Origin of the sequence: Tardiphaga sp. 285_C5_N1_2, assembly GCF_052076065.1 — a bacterium.
Lineage (GTDB): Bacteria > Pseudomonadota > Alphaproteobacteria > Rhizobiales > Xanthobacteraceae > Tardiphaga > Tardiphaga robiniae.
Genome location: NZ_CP197241.1, coordinates 3,871,865 through 3,887,232 on the forward strand (window position 1 = coordinate 3,871,865; position 15,368 = coordinate 3,887,232).

The 15,368-nt window shown below is 57.7% G+C and carries 16 protein-coding genes and 1 tRNA gene; 8 read left to right on the forward strand and 9 right to left on the reverse strand.

Translation table 11 applies throughout. The features are described from left to right. Positions 1–81: 81 nt before the first annotated feature. Positions 82–501, forward strand: a complete 420-nt coding sequence (locus AB7951_RS18360) for a hypothetical protein (RefSeq protein ID WP_441256012.1) — start codon at positions 82–84, stop codon at positions 499–501. 340 nt (positions 502–841) lie between these two features. Continuing rightward, the gene (locus tag AB7951_RS18365) at positions 842–1,078 is read left to right on the forward strand and encodes a hypothetical protein (protein ID WP_441256013.1); all 237 of its coding nucleotides are present in this window, start codon (positions 842–844) and stop codon (positions 1,076–1,078) included. A gap of 269 nt (positions 1,079–1,347) precedes the next feature. On the opposite strand, the gene AB7951_RS18370 is transcribed toward AB7951_RS18365, so the two are convergent. Then, positions 1,348–1,623 (reverse strand): hypothetical protein, encoded by a 276-nt coding sequence (locus tag AB7951_RS18370; protein ID WP_093760270.1) that lies wholly within the window; start codon positions 1,621–1,623, stop codon positions 1,348–1,350. A 528-nt stretch (positions 1,624–2,151) separates the two neighbouring features. On the opposite strand from AB7951_RS18370, the gene AB7951_RS18375 reads away from it, so the two are divergent. The 5 genes from AB7951_RS18375 (at position 2,152) to AB7951_RS18395 (ending at position 5,901) form a co-directional block, all read left to right on the forward strand. Continuing rightward, complete coding sequence (locus AB7951_RS18375) at positions 2,152–3,117, forward strand: trypsin-like peptidase domain-containing protein (RefSeq protein WP_441256014.1); 966 nt, start codon at positions 2,152–2,154, stop codon at positions 3,115–3,117. Positions 3,118–3,335: 218 nt separating this feature from the next. After that, positions 3,336–4,022, forward strand: coding sequence for a hypothetical protein (locus AB7951_RS18380; RefSeq protein ID WP_441256015.1), 687 nt, complete (start codon positions 3,336–3,338; stop codon positions 4,020–4,022). Positions 4,023–4,078: 56 nt separating this feature from the next. Then, positions 4,079–4,678, forward strand: a complete 600-nt coding sequence (locus AB7951_RS18385; protein WP_441256016.1) for a hypothetical protein — start codon at positions 4,079–4,081, stop codon at positions 4,676–4,678. 39 nt (positions 4,679–4,717) lie between these two features. Further along, entirely contained in the window at positions 4,718–5,347 is a 630-nt protein-coding gene (locus AB7951_RS18390; protein ID WP_441256017.1) for a hypothetical protein, read from the forward strand. 182 nt (positions 5,348–5,529) lie between these two features. After that, the gene (locus tag AB7951_RS18395) at positions 5,530–5,901 is read left to right on the forward strand and encodes a hypothetical protein (protein WP_441256018.1); all 372 of its coding nucleotides are present in this window, start codon (positions 5,530–5,532) and stop codon (positions 5,899–5,901) included. Positions 5,902–6,064: 163 nt separating this feature from the next. Here the strand turns inward: AB7951_RS18395 and AB7951_RS18400 are convergent. The 6 genes from AB7951_RS18400 to AB7951_RS18425 all read right to left on the reverse strand — a co-directional run bounded on the left by AB7951_RS18400 (position 6,065) and on the right by AB7951_RS18425 (position 12,070). Beyond that, positions 6,065–6,140 (reverse strand) — tRNA-Lys (locus tag AB7951_RS18400). Positions 6,141–6,313: 173 nt separating this feature from the next. Beyond that, positions 6,314–6,967 (reverse strand): Spy/CpxP family protein refolding chaperone, encoded by a 654-nt coding sequence (locus AB7951_RS18405; protein WP_120290434.1) that lies wholly within the window; start codon positions 6,965–6,967, stop codon positions 6,314–6,316. A gap of 138 nt (positions 6,968–7,105) precedes the next feature. Further along, positions 7,106–8,431, reverse strand: coding sequence for a TRAP transporter large permease (locus AB7951_RS18410; protein ID WP_068738414.1), 1,326 nt, complete (start codon positions 8,429–8,431; stop codon positions 7,106–7,108). After that, positions 8,428–9,003 (reverse strand): TRAP transporter small permease, encoded by a 576-nt coding sequence (locus tag AB7951_RS18415; RefSeq protein ID WP_068738416.1) that lies wholly within the window; start codon positions 9,001–9,003, stop codon positions 8,428–8,430. The genes AB7951_RS18410 and AB7951_RS18415 overlap by 4 nt, the downstream gene beginning before the upstream one ends. A gap of 143 nt (positions 9,004–9,146) precedes the next feature. Then, positions 9,147–10,148 carry a TRAP transporter substrate-binding protein gene (locus AB7951_RS18420; protein ID WP_068738418.1) on the reverse strand — a complete coding sequence of 334 codons (1,002 nt, stop codon included), beginning with the start codon at positions 10,146–10,148 and terminating at the stop codon, positions 9,147–9,149. A 338-nt stretch (positions 10,149–10,486) separates the two neighbouring features. Next, the gene (locus AB7951_RS18425) at positions 10,487–12,070 is read right to left on the reverse strand and encodes a 2-isopropylmalate synthase (protein ID WP_120290432.1); all 1,584 of its coding nucleotides are present in this window, start codon (positions 12,068–12,070) and stop codon (positions 10,487–10,489) included. Between the two features lie 500 nt (positions 12,071–12,570). On the opposite strand from AB7951_RS18425, the gene AB7951_RS18430 reads away from it, so the two are divergent. Further along, a complete protein-coding gene (locus AB7951_RS18430; protein WP_120290430.1) occupies positions 12,571–13,464 on the forward strand; it encodes a dihydrodipicolinate synthase family protein in 894 nt (297 codons plus the stop codon). 150 nt (positions 13,465–13,614) lie between these two features. On the opposite strand, the gene AB7951_RS18435 is transcribed toward AB7951_RS18430, so the two are convergent. Together AB7951_RS18435 and AB7951_RS18440 are read right to left on the reverse strand one after the other, a co-directional pair. Continuing rightward, complete coding sequence (locus AB7951_RS18435; protein WP_120290428.1) at positions 13,615–14,589, reverse strand: polyphosphate kinase 2 family protein; 975 nt, start codon at positions 14,587–14,589, stop codon at positions 13,615–13,617. Positions 14,590–14,654: 65 nt separating this feature from the next. Then, positions 14,655–15,362 carry an NUDIX hydrolase gene (locus AB7951_RS18440; RefSeq protein ID WP_120290426.1) on the reverse strand — a complete coding sequence of 236 codons (708 nt, stop codon included), beginning with the start codon at positions 15,360–15,362 and terminating at the stop codon, positions 14,655–14,657. Positions 15,363–15,368: the final 6 nt, after the last annotated feature.

Sequence of the window (15,368 nt, forward strand, 5' to 3'; positions counted from 1 at the left end):
CTTTTTTTGCCCCGCGCTGCAACCAACGGGGTTCACGGATGTTGCAGCATTTGCTGGGTGGCCGTCCATAGGAGCGCATCCATGTGTGATTACAGCCTGCACGCGGTCGCCAACCGTCCCGCAGAGGTGGCGGATAGGTTGGTATCGGCAAGATTTCCTTCGACGACGACCAAAGGGTTCGCAAGCTTCGACGATCCAAACGTTGCGGTATGCCTTCGCCCTGGCACCGAGATCGCTTTTGAAGAAAACGTCCGAGTCGATGGATGGGTGTTTCGCCGCAACGTCAACGATCGACTAGCCCGGTTTCGTCAAATTGACATGGGCCAGTATCACAATCACCACGACGCGCTGGAATTCTCAAATGGCAGGATTGTTCTCGTCACAGACCTGAAACCCGGCCAGAAGGCAATCGTGCTGCAATTACCGGTCAGCCAGGCAATCCAGAAAACCAGGACCGCTGCGCCTGCAGCTACGCCGCGGGCCGCCCGGACCACTCCCTGACGAGCCGTATCGCCAGTAGGCAGACGAAACCCGCCGGCGCAGCTCGGCGGGTTTTCATTGCATTGGTAGGGTCTTGGCTACGCTCGACGTCTCGCGGCATATCGCCGAACCGCAGACCGCCATAACCCGCTCGATACCCGCGGGCGTTTTTTTCTTTGGCTCCCTTGAACCTTTCAGCCACGTCCATCGTACCAATTTGTGCTGGGGATTTCAGGGCCCAGTGTTTAGCCAACGTCGCCGGGGCGATCATACTCCGCTCGGGGCGGCGTTGCGCGTGCGGTCTCCACCCGCCCTCGCCCGCGGGCTTTTGCGGACGCACGCCATCGGCTAGAATGCCGGAATGACCAACACAAAAGCATGGCAGTCCAAGCTGCTCGACGAACCCAGGATCGGCTTTGTTGAAGAGCACGGTTCGCGCGCGGCCAATGCCGAGCGCGCCATGGTCGCCGAGCGCCGGCACAAACCGACGGCATCCCCTCGGACGCCCCCAAAACACGATCCTCTGGCGAAGATCCTGAACGAACCGCGCGTGGGCTTCGATACCATCCATCGATCCGCCTCCAGATCGCCAAAATGAAAAGCCGCCCACTGAGCGGCCTTACGGAGGAGTAAGTTATGCCGAACTGGTTAGGGCCGCTTCTCGCGCTGGTCCTCCTGGTTGGGTTTCTCGGCTTTGCGTTTCGTCAGGGTACGAAGACAAAACCAAATGATGACGACTCCGAGCCGTGGACAAGCGGAGACGGAACTCATCACGGCTCCGACGGCCATTCCTAGGCAGTCACCAGATCAGACCGCTGCCATTTCAAACCAGGCCACTGAGGTCGGAAACCGGCCAGGACGAATAGTCTAGAGCTTCGCCTGGACCGTCCAGAATGATGCATCCTTATCGGACAAGTCATTGTGGATGGTGCTGTCGCTCGGGGCGTGTGGACGCAGCCGCCAGGCCTCCGAATTGATCTCCAATTCGAGCTCGCTGTGCGAAGCTGAGATCACCTTACCTGACACCCGACTTTTGTTGGGGTATTCGAGCGCAAGCGTTTCTCCCGGCGCCACCGATTTGGCGACGACAGAAATCACGGTACCGGTTTTGATATCTTTTCCGTTGATGAAGGCGCTGAGCATCGACAAACTCCCATTTGCTGCTTGGTGATTGGACTTGAATGCAAAGCGCGCCGCACGACGGCACCAGAATGCTGTTTCTCCAAATGTAGGAACGTGCACGCATCCCGGCGGTTCCACCTAGCCACCTCCAGCAGAGGGTACGGGACCAATAGAAAAATTCTGTCTGCGTTTTCGCTCGGGTTTGCAAAGAGCTCCGAAAATACCGGATGACTCAGCAAAAGACCAAAAGCAGGTGCCACGTCAGAATGACGGATGATGTCGGGTCGGAACGACTGACCACCGAAATTCTAACAATCTGATTTGTTGAGATTTTTTGGTGGGCGCACTAGGGCTCGAACCTAGGACCCGGTGATTAAGAGATACTTGGGTCACCTATCAATGACTTACGTGTCGCACCGCAGACGATTTCCGGCGAAAAACGGCGTTTGTCGCACGGCACAATCCGCTGAAATTTACCGATCACAAAAATATTTAATACCCGTTCCAGTTGAAGTTCCCATGAGATATCGTCCCGACCGGAGAACCGGGATGCCGATAACGAGACGTAAACTGCTATTTTCGGCGGCTTTGGGCTCGATCGTTTTTCCTGCGCGAAAAATAGGGGCAAAAATGTTCGAGCCGACAAGCGTCGCTGAGAACTTGATGTACTGTACCGCACGGCTTGTCGGCACAATTCCAGCCTCAACCAATTTCAAAACTGGTACAGGGTTCTTCTTCAGTTTCCCTCTCAATCCCAACGAACAAATTCCAGTTCTGGTGACAAACAAGCACGTCATAGAGGGAACTGAGAAGCTCCAATTCTTGATACACACTTCATCGACCAGCGATGCGAAGCAGCCGGATGGCAACGCGGCGATCGATTCAGTGGCGACCGATTGGATTGCTCATCCAAATCCAAAAGTTGATTTGTGTGCCCTCGGGATAGGACAAGCCCTTAATTCGATGGGATCGCTCACACCATTCTTTAGGTCGCTTGACCCCACTATCATCAAATCGGACGATGAACTTAAGAATTTCAACGCTGTTGAGGATGTCTTGATGGTGGGCTATCCCAACGGCCTATGGGATTCAACTAACAACTATCCTTTGATTAGACGCGGAATAACTGCCTCCCATCCCTCAATCGATTTTGATGTGGATGGTGTTGCTACAACGGTCGTCGATGTAGCGTCCTTCCCAGGCTCATCCGGATCACCCGTTCTTATTTATAATAACGGCGCAATTATTGATAAGAAAGGGAATACGACCTTTGGATCGAGAGCCATACTACTAGGCGTTCTATATTCTGGACCAACCTTCCAAGCTGACGGCTCGATCGTCATCAGAAACATTCCGACAGGCAATGTAGCTGTGCCTCAACTAAATATGATGATGAACTTGGGCTATGTCATCAAAGCAAAAGAGATCTTGGAGTTGGGGAAGGCACTCTTTGCGCGACACAGCTTTGACTGGCCATCTGAACCAATCATGCCTTCGCCAGAAGCCAAGCCTTAGGCTCGTTTCATTAAATTTGATCATGGCGAATGCGCTTAGTGCGCAGTCTCCAGTATGTTGGGCTACCGGTCATAGCTATCAATCGGCGCAGACCATCATGAAGCACTACCGCGCCCGCAATGCGCAGCGAGCCGATGCAGCGATCGATAGGTTAGTGGCGTTCATGTCGGAGGAAGGGATGACGGGGTGATTGAAGTATTTTCGTCGAGGGCAAACTGATGTCCGAGATCGTCGTCTCTGAGCGAATGAAGCAGATATTGATAGTCGTCCCCCTCCTGAGTTCTGCACTCGCCGTGTTTTTTGATGTGGGTTACTTCTATGCTCTCGATGTCAACTTATTCACCGTGTTTTCGCTCGCAGAGCACATTAATTTCGCCTTAGAAGCGCTCCCTTTGGCGCTCGGAGGGATTTTCTTCGCTGCAGTTGGCGTCGTTCTTACAAGTCGCCTTTTGCATGCGGAAGACAAATCTAAGGAACGAATTCGCACAGCCGGGCGTGCTCCGTCGTGGAAGGACCGATGGCCCCTTCTCGTTCAGCCAGCTGTAATTGGGATCCTTGCCCTGAACACGTGGTTGCGTCCGGGCCTTGTAAATTACGTGATGCTCGGCTCTTTGATTTCGGGCGCTATTCTTCTTTGGATAATTCCATCGGGGGGTAGCAGGCTCACCTTTATGACGATGGGAACAGGCTCGTTGCTTTTTGCTCTTAGTTTTGCGCTGGGCTACGACATCGCGACAGGCTATGCGGCGAACGCGCCCTATCGACACACCATTAAGATCGGCTTGCTTGAGCTTAAAGCAAAAGTTGTCCGTTCCGGCGAGAAAGGGTTGCTATTCCATGATGAAGCGTCAAAGCAACTACTTTTCTTGCCGTGGAGCGATATCAAGAGGGTGAGCTACAAGTAACCTTGAACCAAATCGTATTTCAGTTGGCGCATCTTGGTAAGGAATGACGGGCTAAGATGGCAGGAACAACAATTAAGCCGGAGGAAACGCCGTTTCAGCGCAATATGAGGCCGCTGTCGTGGGCGGCACTTCGCACCCTCGGCAATTCGCTGTCTGTACGGGTCTCAGCGCTCTTTCCTCTCGTCGGCTTCTGGATTCTCTTCAACAATCAGGCGCGCGAGTTTCTAAACTTGGGACAGCTGGAGGATCATCTTTCTATTGGGTGGATCGATGCGCTTTGGGCGAAAAAGACATTTCTCACATATTTCGGACTACTTTTCCTTGGCATCGGGTCGTTTATGTACCAGAGCTGGTGTCCTTATCTTGTGAAGAAACACGGCGACTGGGCAGGCTATGTCACCGTTGACGGTCCAGCTATGGACGAAACGGCACTGGCTGCGCTGGGATCAGTCGTCCGAATACCGCGAAATCCGCTCAATCATAGAACGCTCAGTGATTATCGCGCGCTCGTTATGCAGCGCTGGTACAATGAGCAATCAACGAGCAAGCCAAATCTACGGCTACTGGTTGCCTTTTTCTTTTGTACGGGTCTGCTCATCCTCGCCGTGCCCTCGATAATTTCTGCAATTAAGATCGCGGAGCTGTTACTCCGGTAGGCTGGTTGAATTCATGTCGAAGGAAGGGATGACGGGGTGATGCTTGAATTGGTGAAGAGCTATCCCCTTGCATACTTGTTGCTTGTTATAGGCCCCGTCGTTGCAGGCATCTTCGGTGCACTGGTTGGCTACGAGAACTTGGCGACCCGACTTCGAAATGACAAGCAAAACGACCGCATCGAGTCCCGAGGTGACCAGATCGTAACAGAGGTCAAAGAGCTGAAGGTTCCGATCGAGACGCTTAAGCGCTACGAAGCGCAGCTCGACGCTGCGGGGCAGAATACGGAAGTTCTTAAGGTGCTTCTCAGGCAATATGATCAGCTAACTGCCGCCACTTCCAATCTGGAAAAATTCACAGGCCATGCGGATCAAGCAGACCGCGTCGCATCGGCCGACCACATCCTTAGAGAAATTCACGCACTTCTTGGAACGACGAAGCTTCAGCCCGGTCCTGGCGGGGCTGCGCTCATCATCAAAACCGGACAGAATACCTTCCGTGTGACTTTTGCTGTGCCAATGCGCATTCCGCCGACTCTTGAGTTCGAGGATCTGCCGAAAGGTGTAACGCCCGTTGTGATCGAGAAGACGAACATCGGATTTGTGGTGATCTTCACTCCGACCACGACAGCGGTTGAAAAGATCAGTTTTACGGCCAGTGCCGAACTCTGATCCGCCACGACGGCGTTCGGCGCAAGCTGGATCTCTAAGCGTGATGCAGCCAATCGACATATGGCTCTCCGAAATATCAGCGCATTGTAGCTAATCGTTCTCCGGTTGACGGGGCCGTTTTAGCAGCCTTAAGTTGAGCGGGGCCGCTTAGGCGTTCTCGGGGACGAGCTAGAGGGGATGGAATGAAGCGGTTTTTTATCAGCTATGATTTGAAAGAGACTGACCCGGAGCCGCATTCGGACCTGTTAGGACTCGCGGAAAAATATAAACTATCAAATTGGGCACCTGCGAAGGATAACAGGTTAAGGCACCTTCCGGACACTACCTTGACCGGCACCTTCGAGACGCATGAAGAAGCGTACACGGCTTGGAAAAAGCTAGTGAGCGCGACATCTAGGAAGATCGGTATCCCTGTGAAGGTGGAAAAGCTCCTCATCGTGCAGTCAGCCAATCCATTCATGATTTCATCGGACGTAGACAAGCCCAAAGTCGCTCCTGGGAGCAAAAGCACAGCGCTGCGAATAATCGCACTCGCTCGCGGAAAAAAAACTTAGCCAACTCGTTGGCCGCCCATGGCTCTCTCTTGTCGGAAAACGACATAGAACAAGCCGAGACATCCGCAAAATGTCGCACAGCGTGCGACAAAACGGTGTCGCACGTTCACGCTTTGAGCGGAGTGCTTGTTTAGCAAGATATTGTTATATCGGGAGTTATGAATGGTGGGCGCACTAGGGCTCGAACCTAGGACCCGGTGATTAAGAGTCACCTGCTCTACCAACTGAGCTATGCGCCCGGATCCAGATCCGGATATCCCCGTGGGGACGGCGTCGTTTAGCAAAGCGATCCGGGGATGTCCAGCGACGCTGTCACAAAAATTGCACCGTTTTTCGCAATCGCAAAAATGCGAAAAAGCCGCTGGATTTCAGCGGCTTCTTCGTCATTGGGACCGTGGAAAACTGCGTCGCGTCAGAGCCGTTCGGCGCCCGGTGCGGCGTCGTGGTCGAATCTGTCGCCGGGGCCACCGGGACCGCGATCGTCGTCATCGCCGAAATGCGGGCGATCGAAGCCGGGAGGGCCGAATCCCTCGCCTTCGAAGCTGCCGCGCTCATAGCCCGGCCGCGGGCCGCGATGACGCCAGCCGCCCTCCCCGCCCCCGAAGCCGCGGTCCATATGGGTCAGCACTGCCAGTCGCCGCTTCTGGCCGTCATCGAGGGTCTTGTAGAGCGGGTCGGCAGCATCGGCGATTTTCTTCAGCGCCGCGGCCGTGGTGGCCATGTCGCCGGCACGCTGCTGCAGGCGGGCGACCGGATTGTCCGGCGTGTCGGTCCGCTTCGCGTCGTCGTCGCGGTTCTTGCGCTCTTCCATGCGCGCATTGGCGCGGTCGATGCGCAGCTTGGCGAAATCGCGCACTGCGCTCTCCACCGCCGGCCACATCTTCTCCTGGTCCGGCGTCAGCTTGAGCCCGGCCTTGACCGCGGCGATGCGCGCATCGGCGAAGGCAGCGCGGTCTTCCGGATTTATCCGGACGTGATGATGCATCCATGGACGGTGCTGGGCATAGACCGCGGTAGAACCGGCGATCACGGCAACAGCGGCACCAGCGAGCAAGATCTTCTTCATGGCAACCTCCTTTGGAAAGTTACCCGAAGATGATCCTGCGATGCCGGACCTTCAACTTACGCTTTGGCCATATGTTTTCCGGATGTGTTCGATTTCTGAATATGTATTCACGATGGAACACACTTCAGAATTCTTTTGTCACAGCATCCCGAGCAATCGCGGCAGCCACAGCGAGAGTTCCGGAATGTAGGTGATGAGGCCGAGGAAGATCAGCAGCGTGATCAGCCACGGCAGCACGGCAATGGAGAGTTCGGTGATCCCCATCTTCGCGATACCGGAGGCGACGTAGAGATTGAGTCCCACCGGCGGATGACACATGCCGATTTCCATATTGACCACGATGATGATGCCGAAGTGCACCGGATGAATGCCGAGCTTGACTGCGATCGGATAAAGGATCGGCGCCATGATCAGAACGATCGAGGACGGCTCCATCACATTGCCGGCGAGCAGCAGCAGCAGGTTCACCACCAGCAGGAACGTGATCCAGTTGATGCCGCTGTTCGTGATCCAGTTCGACATCGCCTGCGGGATCTGCTCGCTGGTCATCAGGAACGAGAACAGCACCGCGTTGGTAACGATGTAGAGGATCATCGCGCTCATGCTGGCCGAGATCAGAAGAACCTTGGGCACGTCCTTCCACTTCATGTCCTTGTAGATGAACATCTCGATCAGGAAGGCGTAGACGGCGCTCATGGCGGCGGCTTCCGTCGGCGTGAACCAGCCGAGATAGATGCCTCCCAGCACGATAACGATCAGCGAAATGCCCCAAGCTGATTCCCGAAAGGCGTGCCAGCTCTCGGCCCAGGTTGCCTTCGGTATGCGCGGATAGTTGTTCTTCCACGCGCGATACCAGGTGGTGGCGGAGAGCATAATGGCAAGGATCACACCCGGTACCATTCCGGCCATGAACAATTGTCCGACCGAGGCGGAAGAGACCTTCTCGCCGGCAGGGCCGAAGTAAACCGCGCCGCTGGTCGATACTGCGTAGATCACCATGATGATCGAAGGCGGAATCAGGTTACCGAGCGCGCCGCCGGTGACGATGACGCCCGCGGCAAAGCGCTTCGGGTAACCGACCGACAGCATGGCCGGCAGCATGATCGAGCCGATGGCCACCACGGTTGCCGGCGACGACCCCGACACCGCTGAAAACAGCGCGGCGGCCATCGTGGCTGCAATGCCCAGTCCGCCGGCCCAATGGCCGATCATGGTGCGCGCGAATTCGATCATTCGCCGCGCGACGCCGCCATGCGTGAGGAAGTTTCCGGCGAGGATGAAGAACGGGATCGCCATGATCTCGAACTTCTCGATGCCGGTAAACAGCTTCAGCGCGACGGATTCGATCGGCACGTTGGTCATGAAAAACAGGAACGTCAGCACCGTGAGACCGAGCGCGATCGAGATCGGCATGCCCGTCAGCATCAGCACAACAAGCAGTCCGAAAATAATGGCAGCGATCATCGGATGATCCTCGCGGCGCTGGCGGCGGCGGCTTCGGGATCGATCCCCTCCACGTCGGTCTCGTCATGATGTGGGAGTTCGCCGGTGCGCCAGAATTTGCGAGCAACCTGCAGGAAGCGGAAGCACATCAGATAGGAGCCGAGCGGAACACAGAGATAGATGATCCAACTCGGCAGTTCGAGATCGGGCGTCACCTGATCGGTGTACATCAGCCCGTAGACGAATTTCGCACCCATGCTGCCGACCACAAAGGTGAAGAGCGCGCCGCAGAGCAGACCGAACATCACCACCGTCTTGCGCCAGGGCGGGTCGAGTTGGTTCACCAACACATCGACGCCGACATGGATGCCGGTCCGCACGCCGTAGGCGGCGCCAAACTTCGCCATCCACACGAACATCAAGATGCACAGCTCCTGCGCCCACGACAGGTGGATCGGGAACAAAAATGGATAGAAGAACGGGATCCCGACGAGGTAGCGATGTGCCACTGCAATGAAAATGATCACGGTCGCGGCCGCGATCAATGTCATGATCAGCAGTTCCTCAAGCCGATCGAGGATGCGAAGAAACATTTAGTCCCCCAGTGCGGGTCAATCGGCAATTGATCTGATCGCGGCGTGACCTTGCGCTAACCCCATTCCGCAGTCAGGCAACTGCGGCCCCCGGGCGTCAGTGGCTTCCGCACCCGAGGGCGCGGAAGCTCACATCGTCAATCCTAGTTGGTGGCGCCGCGCGTTTCCTTGAGAAATTCGTCGATCAGTGGCTTGCCTACCCGGCCTGCCACATCGGTATAAACCGACTCCACCGCCTTGCGCATGCCGGCATCCTGCTCCGGCGTCAGTGTAACAAATTCGGTCTTGCCGCTCTTCTTCATCTCGGCGAGTGCGTCGTCGTTTTCCTTCGCCGACTGGCCGTTGCCATAGGCGGTGGCTTCCTTCATGGCCTTTTCCAGAAGGCCGCGAGTATCCGCCGGAATGCCATCCCAGAATTTCTTGTTCACCACCACAACGTAACCGATATAACCGTGGTTGGTCAGCGTAGTGTACTTCTGCACCTCATGCATTTTCTGCGTGTAGATGTTCGACGGCGTATTCTCCTGACCATCGACCACGCCCGTCTGCAGCGCCTGGTACACTTCCGAGAACGCCATCACCTGCGGAATCGCGCCAAGCGTACGGAATTGAGCTTCCAGCACCTTTGACGACTGAATGCGGAATTTCATGCCTTTGTAGTCCGCGGGAGTGAGCAACTTCTTGTTCGCGGTCATCTGCTTGAAGCCGTTGTCCCAATAGGCAAGGCCGGTCATGCCTTTGGAATCCAGCAGCTTGAGCAGCCGCGCGCCGAGCGGGCCGTCAGTCACCTTGCGCAGGGTGGCGAGGTCCGGAAGGATGTAGGGGAGATCGAAAACCTCGAACTCCTTGACGCCGATAGGCCCGAACTTCGAGTTCGACGGCGCCAGCATTTGCACCGCGCCGAGTTGCAAGGCTTCCAGCTCTTCCTTGTCCTTGTAGAGCTGCGAGTTCGGATAGACTTCGACCTTGACCTTGCCGTCGGTGTATTTCTCGGCGAGTTCCTTGAACTTCTCCGCAGCGAGGCCCTTCGGCGTGTTCGGCGCGACGACATGGCTGAATTTGATGATGATAGGCGCCTGCGCGGCGGCCGGTCCTATCAATGCAAGCGCGGCGACCGATGCTGCTGCGAAAATCAATTTGCGCATGTGTTTCTCCCGTATGACGTGGGAGCTCATTGAGCGGCTCCCGCTTGTATGCCAGTTGCAGCAATATAGAGATCAATGCGCAAACGCCATTGCCCCTTCGCAGGGGTACAACATGAAATCGATGCTGCAACGCAAAACGCGGAGCGCCTGCTCCCTCTCCCCGTTCTGCACGGGGAGAGGGGCGGGGTGAGGGGCGAGGCAATGGCCTAACAGCGTGGGGAATCGTGCGGGTGCGACCCGTCAGTAAGTGAGGGATGAGAGGACAACGAACCGCCCCTCACCCGCGCGTAAGAGCGCGCGACCTCTCCCCGCGCAGAGCGGGGAGAGGTTATCCGAGATCAGCTCGCGGCAGCAACCGGCGCCGGCATATCGCGCTCGCGTTTCATGACGATCTTGTTCAAGGCGCCGAGATAGGCCTTTGCCGAGGCCACCAGCGTATCCGGATCGGCGGCGCGCGAGGTCATCGATCGGCCTTCATGGGCCAGCCGCACCGATACTTCCGCCTGCGCGTCGGTGCCTTCGGTCACGGCGTGGACCTGATACAGTTCCAGCTTGGCCTCATGCGGCACCAGCGCCTTGATGCAGTTGAACACCGCATCGACCGGACCATTGCCCTCGGCCTCCTCGATCTTCAGCACGCCTTCGACATTCAGCTTCATGGTGGCGCGCTGCGGGCCATGGGTGCCGGCGATCACCGTCAGCGACACCAGCTTGATGCGGTCATGGGCCTGCACGATCTCCTGATCGACAAGCGCCTCGATATCCTCGTCGTAGATATCCTTCTTGCGATCCGCCAAGGCCTTCATGCGGATGAAGGCGTCCTCGATCTGGTTCTTGCCCAGCTTATAGCCCAGCTCTTCCAGACGATGGATGAAGGCGTGACGGCCGGAATGCTTGCCGAGCACGATCGACGACTGCTTCAGGCCCACCGAGGCCGGCGTCATGATTTCGTAGGTCGAGGCATCCTTCAGCACGCCATCCTGGTGGATGCCGCTCTCATGGGCGAAGGCGTTACGGCCGACGATCGCCTTGTTGTACTGCACCGGGAAAGATGTCGCCGCCGAGACTACCTTCGACGCCCGCGTCAGCATCGTGGGGTCGATCCTGTTCCAGTACGGGAATTTGTCGTTGCGCACATTGATCGCCATCACGACTTCTTCGAGCGCCGCATTGCCCGCGCGCTCGCCGATGCCGTTAATGGTACACTCGACCTGACGCGCGCCGCCGTCGATACCGGCCAGCGTATTCGCCACCGCCATGCCGAGATCGTTGTGGCAATGGACGGAGAAGATCGCCTGATCGGAATTCGGCACGCGCTCGCGCAGGGTGCGGATGATGCGGGTGTATTCTTCCGGCGTGGTGTAACCGACTGTGTCGGGAATGTTCACCGTGGTGGCGCCGGCCTTGATGACGGCCTCGGTGATGCGGCACAGGAAGTCGATGTCGCTGCGGGTGGCGTCTTCCGCCGACCATTCGACATTGTTGACCATGTTGCGGGCGCGGGTGACGCCGGCCACGGAGGCGTCGATCACCTGCTCCGGGGTCATGTTCAGCTTGACGCGCATATGCAGCGGCGAGGTTGCGATGACCATATGCACGCGCGCACGATCGCCCGCCGGCTTCACGGCTTCGGCGCAGCGGTCGATATCCTTCGGATTGACACGGCCGAGACCGGCGATGACCGAGTTCTTCGAGCGCTTGGCAATCTCGTGCACCGCCTCGAAATCACCTTCCGACGAGATCGGGAAACCGGCCTCGATAATGTCGACGCCCATATCGTCGAGCATCTCGGCGATTTCCAGCTTCTCTTCAAAAGTCATAGTGGCGCCGGGGCACTGCTCGCCGTCGCGCAAGGTGGTGTCGAAAATGAAGACGCGGTCCTTGTCGGACTTGTCCTGAACGGACGGGGTGGTCGAAGTCATGAGATATTCCTTAGGTCGGGGCGCATCTGTCTGGGCGCCAGAGGGAGCTGATGGTTCTGGATGTCATGATCCCCTGAGTACCCAGGCCAAACGGCCCAGACGGCGCTCAGGGGCAGATAAGCAGAAGCAGCCCGCCAAGAAGGAGGTTGGACAGCAGCGCAGCCGGAATCGCGTCGGGACCAGCGGCAACAGCCACTCCCCCGGAAACTCCAACCATATCGCTGCGAATCAGCATTGCCACACCTTCAGGCCCACATCCTCGGCCAAAACCAGTCTCAAGGAAAACCCTTGAGGGTTCGTTGCCGACGAGGGCCTGAGGTCGTTCTAGACGACAATTGCGGGAGGCTGCAACGGCTAAGAGGGTCAGGAATGCTGACCTAAATCCTCCTGGGAGAAGCTGGGGCGCGTGGCCGACTGGCCTAGCCAGAACATCGCCAACTGGACGTTTTCGCAGCCATCCTTTTGCCCTAAGACCGAACGGCAATTGCGAGGACAGGACGATGACTTTCGCTAAGGGATTATCCGCTTTCCCGATCACGCCGATGAATACAAATGGCAGGGTCGATACGCCCGCGCTGCGGCGGCTGGTGGCGCCGCTGGCGACCGCCAAGGTCGATTCCATCGGGCTCCTGGGCAGCACCGGTTCTTACCCGTTCCTCAGCCGTGACGAGCGCCGGCGCGCCACTGAAGCCGCTATTGCGGAGGTGAACGGCCGAGTCCCCGTGCTGGTCGGCATCGGCGCGCTCCGCACCGACGAGACGATCGAACTCGCCCGCGATGCCAAGGCGACCGGCGCTGCCGCAGGCCTGCTGGCGCCGGTGTCCTATGCGCCGCTCACCGAGGATGAAGTCTTCGAACATTTCAAAACGGTCGCCGTCGAAAGCAAATTGCCGATCGTGATCTACGACAACTTCGCCACCACGCATTTCAAGTTCACGCCCGACCTGGTCGGCCGCATCGCACGTATTCCCGGCGTCGTCGCCGTCAAGGGCACCTCGCCCGAAGCCAGCCTCGCCGCAGATCACCTGAAGCAGATGCGTGCCGCCGTGCCATCAGGCTTTTCGGTCGGCTATGCCGGGGACTGGAATTCGATGGAGACGCTGCTGGCCGGCGGCGACGCCTGGTATTGCGTGGCAGCGGGCCTGTTTCCAAAGAGCTGTCTGGCCATCACCCGCGCAGCGCAAGCCGGAAATGCCGACGAAGCGCGCCGCCTCAACGGCGCGATGCAGCCGCTGTGGGATCTGTTCAAGCAATTTTCCAGCCTGCGCGTGATGTATGCGGCTGCGGAGCAGATGGGGCTGACGGATGCGAAGCCACCGCGCCCGGTGCTGCCGCTGAACGACGCGGCGCAGGACAAGGTCGCGACGGTGTTGAAGGAATTGAAGCTGAGTTAAACTAGCCCGCCGTAGCTTTCGTCTCCGCGAAGGCGGGACCCATAGCCACGGTCGAACTAATCAAAACGGCAAAGTCGCGACGACAACGTACGAACGGCCTCTTCGGCGTGTATGGATCCCCGCCTTCGCGGGGATGACAGCCAGAAAATATCACGTTTTCTTCGCCGCTTTCTTCTTGGCCACCTTCTTCTTCGCGACCTTCTTCACCACAGGCTTGCCTTCCCTTGGCGGCCCTTCTTTCTCCAGCGCCTCGCGGATCAGCGTAAAGTCCTTCTTCGCCTCGCCGTCCACGGTGGGGAAGTGCAGGTCCAGCTTCTCCAGCGCGTTGACGATGGCCGAGCCGATCACCACGCGTGAGAACCATTTGCGATCCGCCGGCACCACGTGCCATGGCGCTTCCTCGCAGGAGGTATGCTTGATCAGGTCCTCATAGGCCTCCTGATACTTGTCCCACAACGCGCGCTCGGCGATATCGGCCGATGAGAACTTCCAGTTCTTCGCCGGCTGCTCGAGACGATCGAGGAAGCGCTCACGCTGCTCTTCCTTGGAGACGTTGAGAAAGAATTTCAGCACCACGGTGCCGTTGCGCGCGAGATATTTCTCGAAGGCGGTGATGTCCTCGAAGCGCTCGCGCCAGATATCTTTTGTCACCAGCTCCGCCGGAATTTTCTGCTTGGCGAGAATCTCCGGATGCACACGGACGACAAGACATTCCTCGTAATAAGAGCGATTGAAGATGCCGATGCGTCCGCGCTGCGGCAGCGCGATGGTGTGACGCCACATGAAATCGTGATCGAGTTCGTTCGACGACGGCGTCTTGAACGAATGCACCTCGCAGCCCTGCGGATTGATGCCATCGAACACGCTTTCGATGGCGCTGTCCTTGCCGGCGGCATCCATGCCCTGGAAGATCAGCAGCAGCGACCAGCGATCCTGCGCATAGAGCTTTTCCTGCAGTTCCTGCAGCCGGCGTCGGTTGGCCTCGATGATCTTCTTGCCGGTTTCCTTGTGCAGCCCGCCGCTGCCATTGGTGTCATGTGCCTTGAGGTGGAAAGCTTTCGACCCATCGATTCTGTAGGGCTCGATATAGGACTTCAACGCAGACACTACGGGCTTGGCAGACATGAGATCGGCAACTCCGGGACACGGGATTGCAAGCGTAGCGTGCCGATCCCGGCAATACCAGCAGATCACATCGCTGGCGCCAGTTGCGCTGTCATAAACGCTGTCACAAACAGCGGCATCGTCGGGGTGAAGTCGGCTTCGCTGCGCACCAGATGAATTCCGCGCAGCTCAGGCGACGTCTGACCGGCAAGATTGGCTTCGATGGTGTTACGCAATACCTCGCCCGGCTGACCCGCATCGAGAAGACGCATCATCGCCACCGAGAAATCCGTCACGACGCAGGACCAGCCAGCGTCGGCGCGGTAATCGGCTTCCGTCAGACCGAGCTCTTCCTCGACTTCACGGGTCACACTGCCGGCAATATCGACCACGTCGCCGCGCAGGTCGTCCAGATCGGGCGTGCCCGCCGCAAAATAGATGCGTCCGGCATTGGATGTATGCTGCCCCATCTCGCCGAGCACGAAGGCGCCGTCGCTGGCACGCAGCGCGCCCATACCAAATCCGTTGAACACATCCGGATCGGGACAGCGCCAATCCCGCCACGCCAGAAAGCTCGCAAAATCGGTCTCGAAATAGTCCGCGCTAAACTGGTTGCCAGTGAACTGCGCATTGCGCGCCAGCAACACGCGCCCATTGAACAGTTGCGGCTTCTCGGCACGCTTGCCTGCGAAGTGAGCGTCGATCTCGTCCCGCCGCTCACGCGCGAACGGCCACTGCCAATCACTGCGTGTGAGGTCGAGTTGCGTGACGCGGTGAATGACCGGCGTCATCATGCGCAG

Bases quoted from the DNA above. Each gene is read 5' to 3' on its own strand.
- AB7951_RS18365 (WP_441256013.1), top strand. From the start codon at position 842: ATGACCAACACAAAAGCATGGCAGTCCAAGCTGCTCGACGAACCCAGG.
- AB7951_RS18385 (WP_441256016.1), top strand. From the start codon at position 4,079: ATGGCAGGAACAACAATTAAGCCGGAGGAAACGCCGTTTCAGCGCAAT.
- AB7951_RS18360 (WP_441256012.1), top strand. From the start codon at position 82: ATGTGTGATTACAGCCTGCACGCGGTCGCCAACCGTCCCGCAGAGGTG.
- AB7951_RS18415 (WP_068738416.1), bottom strand. From the start codon at position 9,003: ATGTTTCTTCGCATCCTCGATCGGCTTGAGGAACTGCTGATCATGACA.
- AB7951_RS18395 (WP_441256018.1), top strand. From the start codon at position 5,530: ATGAAGCGGTTTTTTATCAGCTATGATTTGAAAGAGACTGACCCGGAG.
- AB7951_RS18430 (WP_120290430.1), top strand. From the start codon at position 12,571: ATGACTTTCGCTAAGGGATTATCCGCTTTCCCGATCACGCCGATGAAT.
- AB7951_RS18425 (WP_120290432.1), bottom strand. From the start codon at position 12,070: ATGACTTCGACCACCCCGTCCGTTCAGGACAAGTCCGACAAGGACCGC.
- AB7951_RS18390 (WP_441256017.1), top strand. From the start codon at position 4,718: ATGCTTGAATTGGTGAAGAGCTATCCCCTTGCATACTTGTTGCTTGTT.
- AB7951_RS18440 (WP_120290426.1), bottom strand. From the start codon at position 15,362: ATGATGACGCCGGTCATTCACCGCGTCACGCAACTCGACCTCACACGC.
- AB7951_RS18375 (WP_441256014.1), top strand. From the start codon at position 2,152: ATGCCGATAACGAGACGTAAACTGCTATTTTCGGCGGCTTTGGGCTCG.
- AB7951_RS18420 (WP_068738418.1), bottom strand. From the start codon at position 10,148: ATGCGCAAATTGATTTTCGCAGCAGCATCGGTCGCCGCGCTTGCATTG.
- AB7951_RS18410 (WP_068738414.1), bottom strand. From the start codon at position 8,431: ATGATCGCTGCCATTATTTTCGGACTGCTTGTTGTGCTGATGCTGACG.
- AB7951_RS18370 (WP_093760270.1), bottom strand. From the start codon at position 1,623: ATGCTCAGCGCCTTCATCAACGGAAAAGATATCAAAACCGGTACCGTG.
- AB7951_RS18405 (WP_120290434.1), bottom strand. From the start codon at position 6,967: ATGAAGAAGATCTTGCTCGCTGGTGCCGCTGTTGCCGTGATCGCCGGT.
- AB7951_RS18435 (WP_120290428.1), bottom strand. From the start codon at position 14,589: ATGTCTGCCAAGCCCGTAGTGTCTGCGTTGAAGTCCTATATCGAGCCC.
- AB7951_RS18380 (WP_441256015.1), top strand. From the start codon at position 3,336: ATGTCCGAGATCGTCGTCTCTGAGCGAATGAAGCAGATATTGATAGTC.